This is a genomic window from Tropicimonas sp. IMCC34043, assembly GCF_003390845.1.
Lineage (GTDB): Bacteria > Pseudomonadota > Alphaproteobacteria > Rhodobacterales > Rhodobacteraceae > Tropicimonas.
The window spans coordinates 801,969-818,736 of record NZ_QMEK01000001.1 but is presented as its reverse complement, the minus strand read 5'-3'; the positions used below and the strand labels follow the sequence as shown (position 1 = coordinate 818,736).

General features: G+C 66.2%; 17 protein-coding genes and 1 pseudogene. 8 read left to right on the top strand and 10 right to left on the bottom strand.

Annotation, left to right across the window (positions count from 1 at the left end; genetic code table 11):
• The first annotated feature begins 46 nt into the window (after positions 1–46).
• Entirely contained in the window at positions 47–433 is a 387-nt protein-coding gene (locus DQG17_RS03765; RefSeq protein WP_116131428.1) for a response regulator, read from the top strand.
• Positions 434–495: 62 nt separating this feature from the next.
• Here DQG17_RS03765 and DQG17_RS03760 read toward each other — a convergent pair whose 3' ends face one another.
• Entirely contained in the window at positions 496–1,209 is a 714-nt protein-coding gene (locus tag DQG17_RS03760) for an alpha/beta fold hydrolase (RefSeq protein WP_157973516.1), read from the bottom strand.
• 157 nt (positions 1,210–1,366) lie between these two features.
• Between DQG17_RS03760 and DQG17_RS03755 the strand changes: the two genes are divergently transcribed.
• The 4 genes from DQG17_RS03755 (at position 1,367) to DQG17_RS21825 (ending at position 4,286) form a co-directional block, all read left to right on the top strand.
• Positions 1,367–1,873 carry a DUF2478 domain-containing protein gene (locus DQG17_RS03755; RefSeq protein ID WP_157973515.1) on the top strand — a complete coding sequence of 169 codons (507 nt, stop codon included), beginning with the start codon at positions 1,367–1,369 and terminating at the stop codon, positions 1,871–1,873.
• A gap of 166 nt (positions 1,874–2,039) precedes the next feature.
• Positions 2,040–3,041: a glycosyl transferase family protein gene (locus tag DQG17_RS03750; RefSeq protein WP_116131426.1), complete on the top strand. Its 1,002-nt coding sequence runs from the start codon at positions 2,040–2,042 to the stop codon at positions 3,039–3,041.
• Positions 3,042–3,053: 12 nt separating this feature from the next.
• The gene (locus DQG17_RS03745; protein WP_157973514.1) at positions 3,054–4,043 is read left to right on the top strand and encodes an NAD(P)-dependent oxidoreductase; all 990 of its coding nucleotides are present in this window, start codon (positions 3,054–3,056) and stop codon (positions 4,041–4,043) included.
• A gap of 78 nt (positions 4,044–4,121) precedes the next feature.
• On the top strand, positions 4,122–4,286 hold the full coding sequence (locus DQG17_RS21825; RefSeq protein WP_198666018.1) for a hypothetical protein: 165 nt from the start codon (positions 4,122–4,124) through the stop codon (positions 4,284–4,286).
• Positions 4,287–4,693: 407 nt separating this feature from the next.
• On the opposite strand, the gene DQG17_RS03740 is transcribed toward DQG17_RS21825, so the two are convergent.
• The 3 genes and pseudogenes from DQG17_RS03740 to DQG17_RS21930 all read right to left on the bottom strand — a co-directional run.
• Positions 4,694–5,434: an IclR family transcriptional regulator gene (locus tag DQG17_RS03740; protein ID WP_116131424.1), complete on the bottom strand. Its 741-nt coding sequence runs from the start codon at positions 5,432–5,434 to the stop codon at positions 4,694–4,696.
• A 120-nt stretch (positions 5,435–5,554) separates the two neighbouring features.
• Entirely contained in the window at positions 5,555–6,913 is a 1,359-nt protein-coding gene (locus DQG17_RS21935) for an FAD-binding oxidoreductase (RefSeq protein ID WP_232829382.1), read from the bottom strand.
• A gap of 39 nt (positions 6,914–6,952) precedes the next feature.
• Positions 6,953–7,774, bottom strand: a pseudogene (locus DQG17_RS21930) (sulfurtransferase); the annotation flags it as partial.
• A 203-nt stretch (positions 7,775–7,977) separates the two neighbouring features.
• Here DQG17_RS21930 and DQG17_RS03730 point away from each other — a divergent pair.
• On the top strand, positions 7,978–8,913 hold the full coding sequence (locus DQG17_RS03730; RefSeq protein ID WP_198666017.1) for an NAD(P)-dependent oxidoreductase: 936 nt from the start codon (positions 7,978–7,980) through the stop codon (positions 8,911–8,913).
• Positions 8,914–8,939: 26 nt separating this feature from the next.
• On the opposite strand, the gene DQG17_RS03725 is transcribed toward DQG17_RS03730, so the two are convergent.
• Positions 8,940–9,425, bottom strand: coding sequence for an ureidoglycolate lyase (locus tag DQG17_RS03725; protein ID WP_116131422.1), 486 nt, complete (start codon positions 9,423–9,425; stop codon positions 8,940–8,942).
• A complete protein-coding gene (locus DQG17_RS03720; RefSeq protein WP_116131421.1) occupies positions 9,422–10,030 on the bottom strand; it encodes a 2-hydroxychromene-2-carboxylate isomerase in 609 nt (202 codons plus the stop codon). The genes DQG17_RS03725 and DQG17_RS03720 overlap by 4 nt, the downstream gene beginning before the upstream one ends.
• 491 nt (positions 10,031–10,521) lie before the next feature.
• On the opposite strand from DQG17_RS03720, the gene DQG17_RS03715 reads away from it, so the two are divergent.
• Both DQG17_RS03715 and DQG17_RS03710 read left to right on the top strand, forming a co-directional pair.
• Positions 10,522–11,331, top strand: coding sequence for a sugar phosphate isomerase/epimerase (locus DQG17_RS03715; protein WP_116131420.1), 810 nt, complete (start codon positions 10,522–10,524; stop codon positions 11,329–11,331).
• Between the two features lie 30 nt (positions 11,332–11,361).
• The gene (locus DQG17_RS03710; RefSeq protein ID WP_116131419.1) at positions 11,362–12,108 is read left to right on the top strand and encodes an SDR family NAD(P)-dependent oxidoreductase; all 747 of its coding nucleotides are present in this window, start codon (positions 11,362–11,364) and stop codon (positions 12,106–12,108) included.
• A gap of 106 nt (positions 12,109–12,214) precedes the next feature.
• On the opposite strand, the gene DQG17_RS03705 is transcribed toward DQG17_RS03710, so the two are convergent.
• The 4 genes from DQG17_RS03705 to DQG17_RS03690 are packed head-to-tail and all read right to left on the bottom strand — an operon-like array spanning position 12,215 to position 16,752.
• On the bottom strand, positions 12,215–13,285 hold the full coding sequence (locus DQG17_RS03705; protein ID WP_198666016.1) for a LacI family DNA-binding transcriptional regulator: 1,071 nt from the start codon (positions 13,283–13,285) through the stop codon (positions 12,215–12,217).
• 55 nt (positions 13,286–13,340) lie between these two features.
• Positions 13,341–15,653, bottom strand: a complete 2,313-nt coding sequence (locus DQG17_RS03700; RefSeq protein WP_116131417.1) for a molybdopterin-dependent oxidoreductase — start codon at positions 15,651–15,653, stop codon at positions 13,341–13,343.
• Between the two features lie 8 nt (positions 15,654–15,661).
• On the bottom strand, positions 15,662–16,366 hold the full coding sequence (locus DQG17_RS03695; RefSeq protein ID WP_232829316.1) for an amino acid ABC transporter ATP-binding protein: 705 nt from the start codon (positions 16,364–16,366) through the stop codon (positions 15,662–15,664).
• 59 nt (positions 16,367–16,425) lie between these two features.
• Complete coding sequence (locus DQG17_RS03690; RefSeq protein ID WP_116131415.1) at positions 16,426–16,752, bottom strand: NIPSNAP family protein; 327 nt, start codon at positions 16,750–16,752, stop codon at positions 16,426–16,428.
• Positions 16,753–16,768: the final 16 nt, after the last annotated feature.

Genomic DNA, 16,768 nt, shown 5'->3' with positions numbered 1-16,768 from the left:
CCGCGCCAGCCCCAGCGCCACCAGATCGACGAAACGCGCTAGTCCGATGGCCCTGCGCGAAGTTCTCGAGATCATGGTTGTCGATGACATGTCGACCAGCCGCGGCATGCTGGTCCAGGCGCTCGACGTCATGGGCGTGCTGCACGTGCGCCACGCCCCGGACGGCAACGCGGCGCTTCGGGCATTGTGGCGCCGGCCCGCGCATCTGGTAATCTCGGACTTCTGCATGCCGGGGATGGACGGGCTGCAACTGCTGCAGGCCCTGCGTCAGGACCCGGGGCTCGGCGCCACAGCCTTCATCCTGATCTCGGGCCGCGCCGAACCGCATGTCATCGCGGCCGGCAGGGTGCTGGGCATGAACCAGTTTCTCGCCAAGCCCTTCGCTATCCTCGATCTGCAAAAGGTGATTGAATCGGTGGTGGGCCGGCTCTGACGCGCTGCCTTGACCCGCATCCGCACGCTGGGGTCGGCCCCGGACGGCCGAGCGCCCGCCGCTCAGCCCGCCAGCCCGTCGATCAGCGCCGCCAGTTCCTCTGGCGCCGTCAGCTGCGGCAGATGCCCCACGTCCAGTTCCAGCACCGGATCGCAGGGGCTGTCGGCAATCATGGCACGTTGCAGCGCGGGTGTGATGGTTCGGTCCTGCGCGCAGAGGATATAGGCCCGCGGCACCCGCCCGAAGCGTTCGGCACTCAACACCGCCTTGTCGGTCTGCGGCGCATTGGGTTGCACCCCAAGTTCCGCCATGGCGGCCTTCTTCTGCTCGGGGCTGGCATCGTGGAACAGAACCCCGGCCGCAAGTTCGGGGTCGAGCCGGGTTGTCCCCGGCACCGGGCCGGTCCGCACCGCCGCGGCAATGGTCAGCGGCTGGCGCCGCATCAGGTCGAGCAGGCTTTCCCCGGATCGCGGCAGGAAGGCGCAGACATAGACCAGCCGGGCGATCGCCTCGGGCGCCAGCTCTGCCGCGGCCGAAATCGCCATGCCGCCCATGGAATGGCCAACCAGCAGCGCGGGCTCCCCGGCCGACACCCGTTCCGCCACCGCACGCCCATAGCTGGCCAGCCCGACAGTCTCGACCGGGGTCGGGTCGGCGCCATGCCCGGGCAGGTCCATGACCTCGACCGCATGCCCCAGCGCGCGCAGCCGCGTGCGCACCCGCCCCCAGCTGCGCGCATTGCCCCAGGCCCCATGCACCAACACGATCCGCGCCATCGATTCCCCGCCTCGTTGCCTCGTCCTGGCCACAAGACCAAGACCGCGCCGCCGCGACAAGCCACCGCTGCGGCGCAGGTCGCGGCCTTTTCGCGACGGCATGGCCGTGCTATGCGAACCGCGGGCCCCGCCTGACCCGATTTCCACGGGAAGACCGATGCAGCTTGCCTATATCCTCACCGACCGTCCCGGAGAACGGAACGCCACCCTGCGGGCGCTGGCCGAAGCGCTGAAGGCTTCCGGGCTGCACGCGGTCGGTGCCGTGCAGCTTGAATGCGACCCCGATGCGACCTGCCAGATGGATCTGCTGCTGCTGCCGGATGGGCCGCAGGTCTGCATCTCGCAGGCGCTCGGCCCGGGATCGACCGGCTGCCGGCTTGACCCGGACCGGCTGGAACACGTGGTGCAGGCTGCCGATACCCGCCTTGCCGACGGCGCAGACGTGGTGATCGTCAACAAATTCGGTCACCACGAGGCCGAGGGCCACGGCTTTCGCCAACTCATCGCCGCCGCGGCAGAGCGCGAGGTGCCGGTGGTGGTGGGCCTTGCCGGGGCGCAACTGGCCGACTTCCTCGCCTTTGCCGGCGATCTTGCCACCCGCCTGCCCTGCGATCCCGCGGCGCTGGCCGAGTGGTGCCGGACCGAGGCCCGCATCGGGGGCTGACCGTTTGCGCCCGCTGCGATGTTGGGGTTAACACTGTCCTGACTGCGACCAGCACCAAAGGATTGACCATCGTGGACGAAATCGGCACCGCGCTGAACACAGTCAGCCACCGCGGATCCTGCAAGCCCAGGCTTCAGGCGCTGCCCCCCCTGAAGGTCGCGGCGCAATGAGCCTGACCCCCTATATCCGCGCCATGGGCCGCGGTCCGAGCCGTGCCCGGTCGCTGGAAGCGGACGAGGCGCAGGACGCCATGCGTCAGATCCTCGACGGCACGGCCGAGCCGGCGGCGGTCGGCGCGCTGCTGATGCTGATGCGCTATCGCGGCGAAAGCCCGGGCGAGATCGCGGGTTTTACCCGCGCGGTGCGCGACGCGCTGCCGGTCTGGTCCGGGCCGCAGCCGGCACTCGACTGGCCAAGTCTTGCGGCCGGACGCTCGCGCGGGTTGCCGTGGTTCCTGCTGTCGGCACGGCTGGTCGCCGAAGCCGGGCATCCGGTGCTGCTGCACGGCTGGAACTCGGCCCGGCATCAGGGCGAGGCCGCCTCGGTCGCGGCCGCCCTGCCCCATCTGGGCATCGCGATCGCCGCTGACATGGGATCGGCGGGCGAGCTGCTGGCGCGACGCGGGATCGTCTATCTGCCGCTTGAATCCTACGCGCCGAAGGTGCTTGAGGTGCTACAATTGCGCGACATCCTCGGGCTGCGCTCGGCGATGAACACGGTGGCGCGGATGGTGAACCCCGGCGCGGCCCCGACGCTGGTGCAGGGGGTGTTTCACCCGCCCTACCTGCAGCTTCAACAGGCGGCGGCGGCGATCCTCGGCCAGCCGAACCTTGCGATCATCAAGGGCGGCGGTGGCGAGTTCGAACGCAACCCCGCCAAGGATGTCCCGGTGAGCGGGCTGCGTGGCAATGCAGCCTTCGAGATTGTCGCGCCGGAACTTCTGGCCGAGACCTCTGTGCGGCTTGCCGAAGGGCCGGAACTGCCGCTCGCGGCGGCGTCCCTGACCGCGCTGTGGTCGGGGGCTGCACGCGACATCTTTGCCGAGGCAATCGTCTGCGGCACCGCAGGTCTTGCCCTGATGGCGCTTGGCGCGGCGCCCGATGTGGCCGCGGCGGATGCGCTTGCCCGCCAATTGTGGGAAACCCGCGACCGTCGCGTCGCGGCCTGAGGATCGTCCTTCGTGAAGACATTTCCGATGTTTCTGAAGATGACCGGGCGGCATGTGGTCGTTGTCGGTGGCGCCGAGCAGGCGGCCCAGAAGGCACGCCTCATCGCGCGGACCGAGGCGCGGCTGCTGATCCTTGCCCCAAGGCTCGAACCGGAACTCGCGGGCGTTGTTGCCGCGGGGCGCGCAGATCACGACGCCGGTCGGGTGGGGCCGGAAACCTTCGAGGGGGCGGTGCTGGTCTTCATCGCCACCGGGTGCCCCGGGGCCGACGCCGCAATGCAGGCCCTGGCGGTCGAGGCACGGGCGCTTGTCAACGTCGTCGATCAGCCCGCCCTTTGCGACGCCTTCACGCCCTCGATCGTCGACCGCGACCCGCTGGTGGTGGCAATCGGCACCGAAGGCAATGCGCCGGTGCTCGGCCGGATGGTGCGCGCCCGGATCGAGACGCTGCTTGAACCCAGCCTTGGCGCCTTTGCCGCCCTGGCCGGTCGCCTTCGCCCCGAGGTCGCGCAACACGTGCCCGAGGCAGCGCGGCGCCCGTTCTGGCGCTGGGTCTTTGGCGATGCGCCACGGCGGCTGCAGGCCGCGGGCGATCTTGCGGCCGCGCGCGCGCGCATCGACGCCGCCATCGCCGCAGGCGGCGCGCCGGGGCAATCGCGGAGCGGGTCGATCACGGTGATCGGCACAGGCACCGGCGCGGCCGACCTGCTGAGCCTGCGCGCCATGCGCCATCTGCAGGAGGCGGATATTCTGCTGGTCACGGACGGCACCGGCCCCGAGATCCTTGAGCTCGCCCGCCGTGATGCCGAACGGGTCAGCCTGGCGCCGGGCACGGATGGCTCGGTGCGGCTGCTGGACGAGGCGGCCGCCGGCCGCGTCACGGTCTGGCTGGTGCCGGGTTCGGCGGATCTGCCCTCTGGCGGCTGGCCGGCGTCGGCGCGCGCCCTCGGCATCGTCGTCAACGCCGTCTCTGCCGCCGTCGACCCGACGCCTGTCGGCTGAAGATGACCTTGCGGTAAGCACTTTGGGTAGTGCCAGTCTCGTGATATCATCGGCGGATCCTTGGACTGGAGACACCCGATGCAACTGAAAGCCATTCTCGCCACACTTGCCCTCGTTGCCCTGCCCGCCGTCGCCATGGCCGACTGCAGCTGGCACAACACGAACCAGAGCGCGAGCCAGTGCCCCCAGGGCCAGACCTTCGACAGCACAGCCGGCTCCTGCGTACCGCAGACCACAAGCTGACGCTGGCCAGCGACCTCGTCGTCGCTGCTTCAGCCCGACCACCGGCGTCAGGCTGAAGCCTTTTTGTGTCGTCTACGCAGATCGTTGCGGTCGGGTTGATGGAATGGATCACGCCGGACCGTCCGTCTTGCCAGCAGGTCCTGACCTGCCAAAGCGCTCCGGTCAGCTTGCACCGGCCTCAGTTCCGGCGCGCCGCCCAATGCGTCGCCCCTGTGATCCGCTCGCGCAAAAGATCCTGCGCGTTCCGGCACGGGCGGTGGACGCCCATCATTCCCACAGGGCCGTCGTCTTCCGGGCCGGAAGCAACCGCACGGGCCGCGTCGGTCCTCTTGCGAGGGCGTGGCTGCCCAACCGGTTCGAGGCCGGAACCGCGACTCTTCAGACGGCAATTGCCGAATTCGGGCGCCTCAGACCGTGGGAATGGACGCCTTCAGCATTCGTCCAAGCTCATGCATGCGCGCGCTGCTGATCCGGCTGGAGGGGCCCGACAGGCTGATTGCCGCGACCATCAGACCGTTGGCGTCGAAGACCGGTGCGGCCGCACAGCGAACGCCGGCAAACAGTTCCTCATCGTCCGTCGCGTACCCTTGTTCGCGGATGACGTTCAGGCCTTCGGCGTCTGGCAGCAGCGGATCGTCCTTTGGCAGACCGGCGACTCCGACACCGAAATGGGCCAGAAAGACCTTGCCGATGGCCGAGTTGTAGAGGCTGACCAATGTCCCGACGGGCCTGTCGACCAGCAGCGCCACGGACGGAACCGCGCGTTCGACAAAGACCACGCGGTCATCTGCCAGAACGCCCAGATGCGCGGATTCGCCCGAGCTTTCGCAAAGCTGCTGCAAAAGGCTGCGGGTAACGGTCCGAAGTGCCACTCCGGTACGGCGTTCGGTCATCGCGCTCGAAGGCCGCGTCGCGCGATAGCGGCGATCCGGCGTGCGTTCGGCAAAGCCTGTGGCGGTCAGGGTTTGCAGTATTCGCGAGGCCAGCCCCTTGTCGATGCCAAGCCGCTGCGCCAGATCCACCGTCCGCAACGTCCTCGCCTCGTCCAGCGCCTGCAGGGCGAGAAGCCCCCGGTGCAGGGACTTCATCGGCGTCTGTCTTTCGGCAACAAGCTCGGGTTGCTCTGATTGCGGAAGATCTTCAGCCATTTCACGCTCTCTCTGGTCCGTCGGGTTTCGCGATGTGCAGTCTTCGACCGGATTGGGTGCAACCTTAACCTGCAAGTTCCTCCTTGGGCCACATGCCAACTGTCCGGGCGGCCATTTCGGTCAAAGAATCTTGCCCGGATTCATGATGTTGCCCGGATCGACAGCAGCCTTGATCGCCGCCATTAGGTCAACGGCGGCGCCATGCTCTTTGCGCAGGTAGTCCCGCTTGCCGATCCCGATGCCGTGTTCGCCGGTCGCCGTGCCGCCGGCCGCCAAGGCACGTTCCAGCATCCGGTCGTTCACGGCATGGATCCGCGCCTGTTCCTCGGCATTGTCGGGATCATTCAGGAACAGGACATGAAAGTTGCCGTCCCCGACATGACCGATGATCGGAGCGACGAGGTTCTCGGCCAGGATGTCGCGCTGAACGTCCAGAATGCAATCAGCCAGCTGCGAGATCGGCACGCAGACATCCGAGATATACACCTCCGAGCCGGGGCGCAGCCCCTTGACCGCAAACAGCGTCTGATGCCGGGCGGTCCAGAGCGCCGTGCGGTCCTCCTCCTTGACGGCCCATGCAAAATCGCTGGCGCCGTTGGCCTGCGCCAGGGCGCGGAACAGGTCGGTCTGCTCGGCAACGCCGGTGGCGGTGCCATGGAATTCCAGAAACAGCGTCGTCTTCAACGGCAGCGTCATGCCGGAATGCCGGTTCACGGCATCCACCGCTCCCGCGTCCAGAAGCTCGATCCTCGCGATCGGCACACCGCTCTGGATGGTCTCGATCGCCGTTGTCACGGCCCCGTCGAGGGTTTCGAATGCGCAGGTCGCCGCAGAGACGCTGTCCGGTCGGCCATGCAGGCGCAAGGTCGCCGCGGTGACAATGCCGAGCGTTCCTTCGGAACCGACCATAAGGTGTGTGAGATCATAGCCTGAAGAGGATTTCCGCGCCCGGCTTCCGGTCCGGATCACCGAGCCGTCGGCCAGAACCACCTCGAGCGCCAGCACATTGTCGGACATCGTGCCATAGCGCACCGCATTGGTGCCCGAGGCGCGGGTTGCGATCATGCCGCCAAGGCTGGCATTGGCGCCCGGATCGATGGGAAAGAACAGGCCGGTATCGCGGAGATATGTGTTCAGGGCCTCGCGGGTCACGCCGGCCTCGACCGTCACATCCATATCCTCCGGACTGACCGCGCGAATCTGGTCCATTCCTGACAGGTTGATGGTCACGCCGCCGTAGGGTGCCGTGATATGACCCTCCAACGACGAGCCGGTGCCATAGGCGATCACCGGCACGCCATGGTCCGCGCAAATCGTCACCGCCGCTTGCACCTCTGCGGTGGATTTCGCGAAGACAACCGCATCGGGCGACTGGCCGGGATGGTGGGTGACATCCTTGCCGTGATGATCGCGTATCCCCTGCGCGGTGCTGAGACGATCACCGAAGACCTCGCGCAATGCCTCGACGGCCGGTGCGATCCTGCCGCGTCTGACCCGTGCGGGGCCGGTCTCGACCGGGGTCTCCGACCCGGCGCCCCACTCGGTCCAGGACCCGTCGTAGAGCGCGACTGCGGGATGACCGGCCAGATGCAGGCCAAGCGCCAGTGCCCCGGCCGTCACGCCAGAGCCGCACGTGGTGATGACCGGCTGATCCCAGGACAGCCCGGCCTCGGAAAAGAGCTGCCGCAGTGCCGAGGGACCCAGCATCCGACCTGTCTGCGCATCGCTGAGCTGATCGGACGGCAAGCTCAGACTTCCCGGAATATGCCCGCTGCGCAGCCCCTGTCTCGGTTCTGGAACCCTGGCCTGAAACCGATCCCCGCTGCGGGCATCGATGACCTGCTCAACCCCTGTGCCGACATTGGCCAGCATCTGGTCGCGGTTGCGAACCTTGCCCTGGTGCAACTGCGCGATAAAGCACGCGGCCACCGGAACCGGGAGCTCGGCGGTCACCGGGCGCCCTTCGGCAAGCCAGGCCTTGAGGCCGCCATCCAGAACCCGGACATTGTCATGGCCCATCACACGAAACATCCACCAGGCCCGGCCCGCCGACACCATGCCGGGGGTGTCGTAGACCACCACCAGGCTGTCGTTGGAGATCCCCATTGCACCGACCTGCGCCGCGAATTGTTCGGGCGATGGCAACATGTGGGGCAGGTCCGACGCTGTATCGGCCACGGCATCGATGTCGAAAAAGACCGCGCCGGGGATGTGGCGGGTGGCATAAAGCTGTGCGGCGTCAGGCTGGACTCCGGGCATTGTGAAGGTGGCATCCAGCAAGACCACGGCATCGCGGTCCAGCAGCACAGCCAGTTCAGAGGTAGAGATCAACGTACGCATTGCGGCTCCTTTCTGCCCGATTGCGATCCGGGACCGCGAAGGGTGTGGTTTGGTGGTATTAGTTGTCACATATGCACTTGTTTGCCATAATCTGGCAATATTACCTTCACTTGTTTCTCATGTCACAATATATGGTGCATTTTTTGATGCGCACAACCTCAACCCGTGGTATTCGGATCGCGGAAGAACCGGGAGATCCGCGCGTGAAACGCCTGACCATTGCCAGCACGCTGCCCGAGGGCCAGAACATGGCGCTCCGGGGCCATTCCAGTCACCCCGAGGTGATCGCCATGACGGGCGATCCCTGGATGCCGCCACCGGAAGCGAATGCGCTGTTCACCTTTCAAAGCCACTGGAAACAGGCCCCCGCCGACCCTCCGCCGGGCTGGCCCTTCGGCCTCGAGTGGATTCAGATACCATCGGCCGGGGTAGATACCTTTCCACGCTGGGCGCTCGATGTGGCGCTGGTCACGCGCGGTCCCGGCATTCAGTCGCCGGCAATCGGCGAATTCGTCATCGGGACGATCTATGCCCATGAAAAGAGGTTCTGGGACGGTCCGGTGCGCCGGGTCGAGGACTGGAACCACAAGATGCTGGGCGGAGTTGCCGGCAAGACGCTCGGCATCGTCGGCATGGGCGGCATCGGGACCGAAGTGGCAAAAACCGCCCTTGCGATCGGCATGAAGGTCCTTGCCGTGACCCGGTCGGGCCGGATCGGCCTGGACGGGGTGCGCGCCGCCAATCTGGCGAGCGTCATGCGCGAGAGCGATCATGTCGCGCTCAGCCTGCCGCTGACCCCCGAGACCCGGCATTGCATCAATGCCGAGACGCTCGCCCTGGCGCAACCGCATCTGCATCTGATCAACGTCAGCCGCGGTGCAACCATCGATCAGGATGCGCTGATTGCAGCGCTGGACGCCGGACAGATTGGCGCCGCAACGCTCGACGTGACCGACCCCGAGCCGCTGCCCGCCGGCCACCCGCTGTTCACGCATCCCAAGGTCCGTCTGACGCCCCATGTGTGCGGGATGTCCGAGGCGACGGATGCGCGGATGTCCGACCTCCTGCTGCGCAACATATCCCTGTTTCTTGACGGCAAGGAGATCCCGGGCGCCGTGGACGTCACCCAGGGCTATTAAGACCCGGATGGCGAACCGATCATCGATCATGTCGCGACGTCGCCCAATCCGACCGGGACCGGCAAGACAAAGGTCTGGGTATCCTCGGCCGGATCGAGCCGCCACATCAGCATGACGAAATCGGCAGCATCCCCGTCCAGAACGGTCAGGGGCGCGTGCCAGACATTGCGGGGGAAGATCACCGCATCGCCCGGCCCGGCCACGGCGGCGCGCAGCCGGGACAGGTCGGGCTGCCCCTGCGCATCGTCCGGCGCGACAGCGATCAACCAGCGCACCGGAGCGAGCGGCAGGAAAGTCTGACCGCTGTGGGGGTGACGTTCGAGCGTCGAGACCATCGCGGCCCCGCTGCGACCGCGCGCGGCGGCAACCGACAGGACCGGCTTGTCAGCCCTGTCGCTGTGATCGACCGCCTGCGCAAAGGCAACCCGGCTTCCGTCCGTGGTGCGGATCGGCAGAACCAGAGGCACCAGCGCCGCAAGCTCCTGCGACACCGGGATCGACCGGGGCGTCATTGAACGCCGAGCGGCGCGCTATTGAGATGGCGTTCGAGAAAGTCGAGATTGTCCTGACCCCAGTAAAGCTCGCCGTCATAGGCAAAGGTCGGCATCCCGAAGACGCCCAGCCTTTTCGACATGGCAAGGTTTTCCTCCCAGCGGGCCATAACCTCGTCCGAGGATTCGAGCGCAAGCAGCGCCGCGCCGTCAAATCCGGCCTTGTCGGCCAAGGCACCGCGCACCTCCGGCTTGCCGATATCGGCCCTCTCCTCCGACCAGAACGCCGACTGCAAGGCGTCGGTCAACGTCAGCCAGTCGAGTCCCTGCAATGCGGCGGCGACGATCATCATCGAGGCCGGGGTCGGATCCGACAGGTGGCCGCGGTCGCTCATCACCAGGGTCTTGCCGCGCAGCTCCGCCCAGCGTGCGATTTCCTTCAACCAGTATTGCCGGCGCGGCTCGGGCCGGTCCCTGGAAAAGATGCCGCCGTTTTCGGGGATCAGCAGCGCCGGGCGCGCCTCGAGCAGTACGTCATGCCGACTGGCAAGCTCGGCAATCGGATCGAGGCCGAGATAGACATAGGGGGATCCAATGGCGAAGAAAAAGTCGATCGGTTTGGGCATTCCTGTATCCTTCGGCCGCGTCTTGCGGCGATTTTTGACCTGTCGGGCACCGGCCTGCGACGGGCACCCTTATTGCCGGTCAAGGCATCGTCGCACTGCACGGCATCCCATTGGGTCGCCACAAGTTGCTACATACACAACTATTGTTGATTATATTGTCAAGCATCCGTCGCGCTGTCAACCAAAGCCAATCGATCCTGCGGCCGCATCGCGGATCTGCGTCTCGGCCAACTGCCGTGAGAGAACTCCATACATGCCGGATCAGCGCCGTCCGGCGGGCCGCGCCGCATCGATCAGCGCCTCGCCGTCCCGCAGAATCCTTCGACATCCCGCAAAGTCACGCTGTTGGCCTTAAGTTGTATATTCAGCAACCACAAACGCAACTCAAGGCTTGATGGCGCCGGGATTTGGTGCAAATCTCCGCGTCGACACCCGTCGGCGCACTCCAGGACCCGCCGGCTTTCGCCCGCCCTCTGGTTCAAGGATCAGCCATGCCGTCCGTCTCGCTTGCACATCTGTCGATGATCGACGCCCGGCCGGACCAGCTGGTCGAGGCCGCTGCAGCCGGTGGCTTCGATGGCGTGGGCCTGCGCATCAACACGACACTCGGTCTGCCGGGCGAGGTCGATCTGGTGAACGATCGCAAGGCGCGTGCCGATCTCAGGCACCGGCTCGATGCGACCGGACTGAAGGTCCTCGACGTCGAAGCCTTCGGCCTGACGCCAACCGTGGATCTCGACGGCTTCGAACCGGCCCTGGATCTGGCGGCCGAACTGGGGGCGAAGAACCTGCTCTGCACCGGCCCCGACGAAGATCCGGTGCGGCTGCGCGACAGGTTCGCGGCCTTCTGCCAGCGGGCCGCGACCCGGAAAATCACCGTCGGGCTGGAGTTCATTCCCTATCTGGCGCTCAAGACGCTCGGCGCGGCGCGCGACCTGCTGTGGCAGGCCGATCAGCCCAATGCGGGCCTGCTGCTGGACACGCTCCATTTCAGCCGAAGTGGCGGCGCGCCCGAGCAACTGGCCGGCTTGACGTCTCGGGATTTTGCCTTCGTGCAGCTTTGCGATGCCCGCGCCCTGCGCCCGGCCTATGCGGATCTCGTCCGCGAGGCGCGGACCGACCGGCTCGCCCCGGGCGAGGGCAGTCTCTGGCTTGACCGGCTGATGCCGATGCTGCCTCGCGACCGGCATCTGAGCATCGAGGCGCCGGTGGCCGCCGATGCGGCGCTGCCGTTCAACGACCGGGCCCGCCATCTTGGCGCGGCAACGCGAAGCTTCCTCGCCAGCCAGGGCTGGCTTTGATCTGCCACGACATTCGGAAAGAGACCTGAAATGAACAAGATGGACATCGCTGGACATGTCGCCGTCATCACCGGCGGCTCGGGGGACGTCGGCCGCGCCGTCGCGGCCCGGATGCTGGCGGACGGTGCCACGGTCTATGCGTTCGACCTGAATGCCGCGGCGCTGGCCGCCGCCGCGGCGGACTTGCCGGGTCTGCGCCCCATAACCGTCGATTTGCTGGATGAGGCCCGGACCCGCGCGGCCTTTGCAACGGTGCAGCAGGACGCCGGGCGTCTGGACATCCTTGCCAACTGCGTCGGTATCGAGGGGCTCCGCACCAGCACCGAAGAACAAGATATCGCCGCTTGGCGCCGGGTGATGGAGATCAACGTGACCGCTCCGCTGATCGCGGCGAAATACGCGATTCCGGTGATGCGCCTGAACGGCTATGGCAAGATCGTTTTTCTGGGATCGACCGCCGGCAAGGACGGAAACGCCTTTGGCGCCGCCTATTCCGCGTCCAAATCGGCAATCATGACGGCGGCAAAATCGATCGGGAAGGAACTCGCGCAGACCGGCATACTGGTCAACTGCGTCACCCCGGCGGCGCTCGACAGCGCCCTGTTCGACCGCAGCGCAGGTCCGGCCGGGCGCCAGAATGCGCCGACGCGGATCCCGATGGGGCGGCTCGGCATGGTCGATGAAGTCGCGGCGATGGTCTGCTGGCTCTGCTCGCCGGATTGTTCGTTTTCGACCGGGGGGGTGTTCGATGTCTCGGGCGGACGTTCGACCTATTGACCGAAGCGCTATGTGCCATCGTGCTGAAAGAGCGCGAGAATGCCCGGTGGCTGGCTGCTCCGGGCCGGCGCCTGCACAGCCACGCCCGCTGCGGCCATCTGCGACCTCAGGCTCGCGTGGGCGGAGACACTTCCTGACAGGAGTTGCGCAAGATGAACTCGGTCGGCAGGGTCATGGTCCTGGCCTCGGCGCCCGGGTTCGCCATGCGATGCAAAAGCATGTCGACGGTCTGCCGGCCAAGTTGCCAGCGGTCCCACTGGATACAGGTAATGGACGGCGTCATGACTTTGGCCAGCTCGGTATCACCGAGGCAGATCACCGAAACGTCCTTCGGAATTTCGAGGCCCATTTCCCTGATCGCCCGGAGCGTCCCGCCCAGTGCCTGGCTTCCCAGCGAGATCAGCGCGGTCGGACGCTCGGGCATCCGCAGCAGCCGGGTCACTTCGGCAAAGGCCGCATCTGCGGTGATACAATCGGTCCGGATCAGCGCGTCGGGCGCGGCCAGTCCCGCCCGCCTGTGGGCCTCGCGGAAGCCGGCGATCCGATCGATTCCAGGACGGATGCGGGACGAGGCGATGATCATTCCGATGCGGCGGTGGCCCAGACCGACAAGATAGCTGCAGGCGTCCAGCGCGCCACCGCGGTGATCGACGTGGATGCTGTCGATGCCCGGCGGCGCGGTGCGATCCAGGATAACCACCGGCACCCCGGCGCTTTTCAGCTCTGCGCCCAGTCCGGGATGGGTTTCCTCGCCGAACGAGATGATCGCCCCGGTGACGCGACGTTCGCGCAGCAGCGACAGCAGCTTGTCCTGTCGTTGCAGGTCGTTGCCGGTGTTTGCGACGACAAGGACATAGCCGGATTGCGCCAGTCGTTCCTCGGCGGCGCTGACCACCTGGCCATAGAGCAGGTTCGAAATGTCAGAGACGAAGCAGCTTATCAGCTTCACGCCCGTATCAGCCAGGGGCGCGGGTCTGGTCCGCGACCGCGGCCGATAGTTGAGCCTGTCCACCGCCTCGACAACGCGCTGGCTCAGTTCCGCGCTGACCGGAATGGACCCGGAGACCACGCGCGAGACGGTGCCGATCGAGACCCCGGCTTGCGCGGCAACATCGCGGATCGTCGCTGGCTTGCTCGCAACCTTGTCGCTGCTGCGCTTTGTCGGCGGCTTGGTCACCAAACTCCTCCACTCTGACTTTCCCGACCGACCGTCCAGTGTGGATCCGTCCCCGTCACGCCGCCCCGCACGGCGGCTGATGGGCCAACATCGGTGGCAGCGGACCATCGTAGCATTCAATCTCGACCAGGCAAAGCTGACCAGTTGTCCCTTGGGCCAACCGCGATGTTCCGGCATCGCGCGTCACGGCATTGGGGTTGCCGTGACCGCACAGGACCGACCCGTCCTTGGTCGATTGCGGGTCGAACCAGGCTCCGGTCGCGATCTGGGCAACACCTTTGCGCAGGGCGTCACTGATGACCGCCGCGGCAAGAAAGGCGCCCCGGTCGTTGAAGACCCGGACGATGTCGCCATCCGCGATACCCCTCTCGGCCGCGTCGGCGGGCGAAAGGCGCATCGGCTCGCGCCCCCGGATCTTCGCGGCAAGGCTGGTGGCGCCAAAGTCGAGCTGGCTGTGCAGACGCGTCGCCGGCTGGTTCGCGATCAACTGGATCGGCCAGGATTTTGCACGCGCCGATCCGACGCCTTCGCTGGGCGGAAGCCAGACGGGATGGCCGGGGCAGTCGTCATACCCGAAGCCTGCGATGGTGGGCGAGAAGATCTCGATCCGCCCGCTGGGGGTCGCGAGCGGATGCCTGACCGGATCGGCGCGAAATCTGGCAAGCCGCCCGCCATCGAACCGCGCCAACGGGACCGGTGCGGAACCGGCCGCCCAGAAGCTGTCGAAATCCGGGAACCCGTGTCCTTTCGCGGCGCAGGCCGCAACGATCTCGGCGTGAAATGCGCGCAGCCAAGCGGCCGTGTCCCGGCCTTGCGTGAACGCCGCGCCAAGGTGCAGGCGATGGGCCAATGCGGCGAAGATGTCGTAGTCATCCTTGGCTTCACCGACCGGCTCGATCAGCTTGTGCATCGCGATCACATTCGGGTCGGCGCGCGAGGCGGCGATATCCTCGCGCTCGACCGTCATCGTCGCAGGCAGCACGATATCGGCGTGGCGGGCGCTGGCAGTCCAGGCGGTCTCGTGGACGATGATCGTTTCGGGGCGCTCGAAGGCACGGATCAGCTTTCCCAGATCCTGATGGTGGTGGAACGGATTGCCGCCTGCCCAATACACCAGCTTGATGTCGGGATAGGTCAGTCGCTGGCCATCATAGTCGAACGCTTCGCCCGGGTGCAGCAGCATATCCGCGATCCGCGCCACCGGGATGAAGCCGGTGACCGGGTTTGTGCCCTGAGCAAGCCGCGGCAACGCGATGCCAACCGTGCTGTTTCCGCAATCGGCCATCGAGCCGAGCCCATAGCAGAAACCGCCCCCCGGCAGACCGATCTGGCCCAGCATCGCCGCCAGAACGATCGCCATCCAGATCGGTTGCTCGCCATGCTCGGCGCGTTGAATCGACTGGCTGACCGAAATCAGCGTGCGACCTTCCGCAAGTTTCATGGCCAGGGCCCGGATCTGCCCGGCCGGAAGGCCGCAGATTGCCGACGCCCAGACAGCGTCTTTCGCCTGACCGTCGGCCCTTCCCGTCAGATAGGCCTCGAAAGCCGGGTAGCCGGTACAATATTCGTTCAGGAACGCGCGGTCATGCAGGTCATTGGCAACCAGCGCATGGGCCAGCCCCAGCATCAGCGCGGTGTCGGTCCCCGGGCGCGCTGCATGCCAATGCGCGCCGAGGTCAGCGTCGAAATCGTCCCTGAGCGCGCTGACGAGATGAAATTCGGTGCCCCTCTGTCGGGCCCTGGCCAAAATGTCCGGGATCACATGCCGGCTGGTGCCGCCACCGCAGATCATCTGGTTCTTCGCGGCCATGCCACCGAAGGACAATACCAGATCGGTGGCCTCGACGATCTCGTCCCAGCGCACGCTGTGCAGGTAGATTTCCTCGAAATCGCCCAGCACCCGGGGCAGGATGACCATCGCGGCCCCGGCGCTGTAGGTGTTTTGCGACCGCACATAGCCGCCAAGGGTATTCAGGAATCGGTGGATCTGACTTTGCGCGTGATGAAAGCGGCCCGCACTGGCCCAGCCATAGGAGCCGCCGAATACCGCCTCTGCACCATGGGCGTCATAGACGCGCTGCAACTCGGCGGCGACCCGTTCGGTGGCTTCGGGCCAGGACAGGCGAACGAACTCGTCCTTGCCGCGGCCGTTGCTGCGGCCGGGACCATGCTCGAGCCAGCCGCGCCGCGCCATCGGGTGGTGCACCCGCGCCGGATGGCGCACCGCGGTCGCGATATTTTGCAGGATCGGCGATGGACGCGGATCGTCTAAAGGCGGATCGACCACAAGGGTGTATTCCTCAATCCGGCCAAGGAACGCACCCCAGTGCGAACTGTGGTTGACCCTTTGCTGCACGTCCTTCTTCATCGAGCCCCCTACAGGAAGTTGCCCAGGAATCTCTCGACACGTTCGTTTCCGGTGCCGCCGAAGAATTCCGACGGCGGGACATCGACGACGATCTTGCCGCGTTCCATGAACCAGATCCGGTCGGCGACTTCGCGGGCAAAGTTCATCTCGTGCGTGGCACACATCATGGTCATGCCGGTGTCGGCCAGTTCGCGGATCAGCGACAGAACCTCCCCCACCATCTCGGCATCGAGTGCGCTTGTCGGCTCGTCAAACAGCATGATCTCGGGCTCGAACGCCAGCGCCCGGATGATCGCGATACGCTGCTGCTCGCCACCCGACAGCCGGGAGGGGTAGTTGCCCGCCCGCGCCGTCAGGTTGACCCGCTCCAGCAGTCTGGCTGCCCGGCTGCGAGCCTCGGCTTCCGGCATTCCGGCGGATTTCGTGAGGCCGATCACGATGTTGTCGAACGCCGTCAGATGCGGGAACAGGTTGTACTGCTGGAAGACAAAGCCGATGCGCAACCGCATCGCCTGAAGCGGCGTGTCCCGGGCGTTGATGTCGACGCCATTCACCGTCACCCGGCCGCTCGATATCCTTTCAAGCCGGTTGACGGTGCGCAAGAGCGTGGATTTTCCCGATCCGGAGGGTCCGCACAGGACGATGACCTGCCCCTTCGCGACCTCGCCATTGATGTCGGTCAGGGCCTGGAACGCGCCGTAACGCTTGTTCACCCGATCGAACCGGATGACCGGGTCCGATGCGGCGGCAGGCGATGAGGGGCTGAGCGCGGTCACTGGAGTGGCGAAAAGGCCGTCGGTTCCAGAAACGAGTTCACGATCTCCGAGATCAGTGGCCCGTTCTTTTCCGATTCTGCGCGCGGACCCAGCCAGTTGGGATCACGCATGAACTTGTTCCACTTCTCTTCCCGGTCGGCCATCGAGTCCCATTGCAGCATATAGTAGAGGCGGTTGTTGCTGTCGCCCACCGCAACGGTCCAGAAACCGATGGGCCGGATTCCGTGCTCTTTCCAGAGCGGCAAGGTCACCGTCCCGAACCGTTTCAGCAAATCCGGCAAGCGGCCGGGCATGGCGCTGTAGTTTCTGAGTTCGTAGATCATCTTCTCTCCTCGACCT

Excerpts from the sequence above, each read along its gene's own strand:
- DQG17_RS03700 (WP_116131417.1), bottom strand. The coding sequence starts at position 15,653 with ATGAAGAAGGACGTGCAGCAAAGGGTCAACCACAGTTCGCACTGGGGT.
- DQG17_RS03760 (WP_157973516.1), bottom strand. The coding sequence starts at position 1,209 with ATGGCGCGGATCGTGTTGGTGCATGGGGCCTGGGGCAATGCGCGCAGC.
- DQG17_RS03725 (WP_116131422.1), bottom strand. The coding sequence starts at position 9,425 with ATGACGCCCCGGTCGATCCCGGTGTCGCAGGAGCTTGCGGCGCTGGTG.
- DQG17_RS03720 (WP_116131421.1), bottom strand. The coding sequence starts at position 10,030 with ATGCCCAAACCGATCGACTTTTTCTTCGCCATTGGATCCCCCTATGTC.
- DQG17_RS03765 (WP_116131428.1), top strand. The coding sequence starts at position 47 with ATGGCCCTGCGCGAAGTTCTCGAGATCATGGTTGTCGATGACATGTCG.
- DQG17_RS03750 (WP_116131426.1), top strand. The coding sequence starts at position 2,040 with ATGAGCCTGACCCCCTATATCCGCGCCATGGGCCGCGGTCCGAGCCGT.
- DQG17_RS03740 (WP_116131424.1), bottom strand. The coding sequence starts at position 5,434 with ATGGCTGAAGATCTTCCGCAATCAGAGCAACCCGAGCTTGTTGCCGAA.
- DQG17_RS03755 (WP_157973515.1), top strand. The coding sequence starts at position 1,367 with ATGCAGCTTGCCTATATCCTCACCGACCGTCCCGGAGAACGGAACGCC.
- DQG17_RS21825 (WP_198666018.1), top strand. The coding sequence starts at position 4,122 with ATGCAACTGAAAGCCATTCTCGCCACACTTGCCCTCGTTGCCCTGCCC.
- DQG17_RS03715 (WP_116131420.1), top strand. The coding sequence starts at position 10,522 with ATGCCGTCCGTCTCGCTTGCACATCTGTCGATGATCGACGCCCGGCCG.
- DQG17_RS03690 (WP_116131415.1), bottom strand. The coding sequence starts at position 16,752 with ATGATCTACGAACTCAGAAACTACAGCGCCATGCCCGGCCGCTTGCCG.
- DQG17_RS03710 (WP_116131419.1), top strand. The coding sequence starts at position 11,362 with ATGAACAAGATGGACATCGCTGGACATGTCGCCGTCATCACCGGCGGC.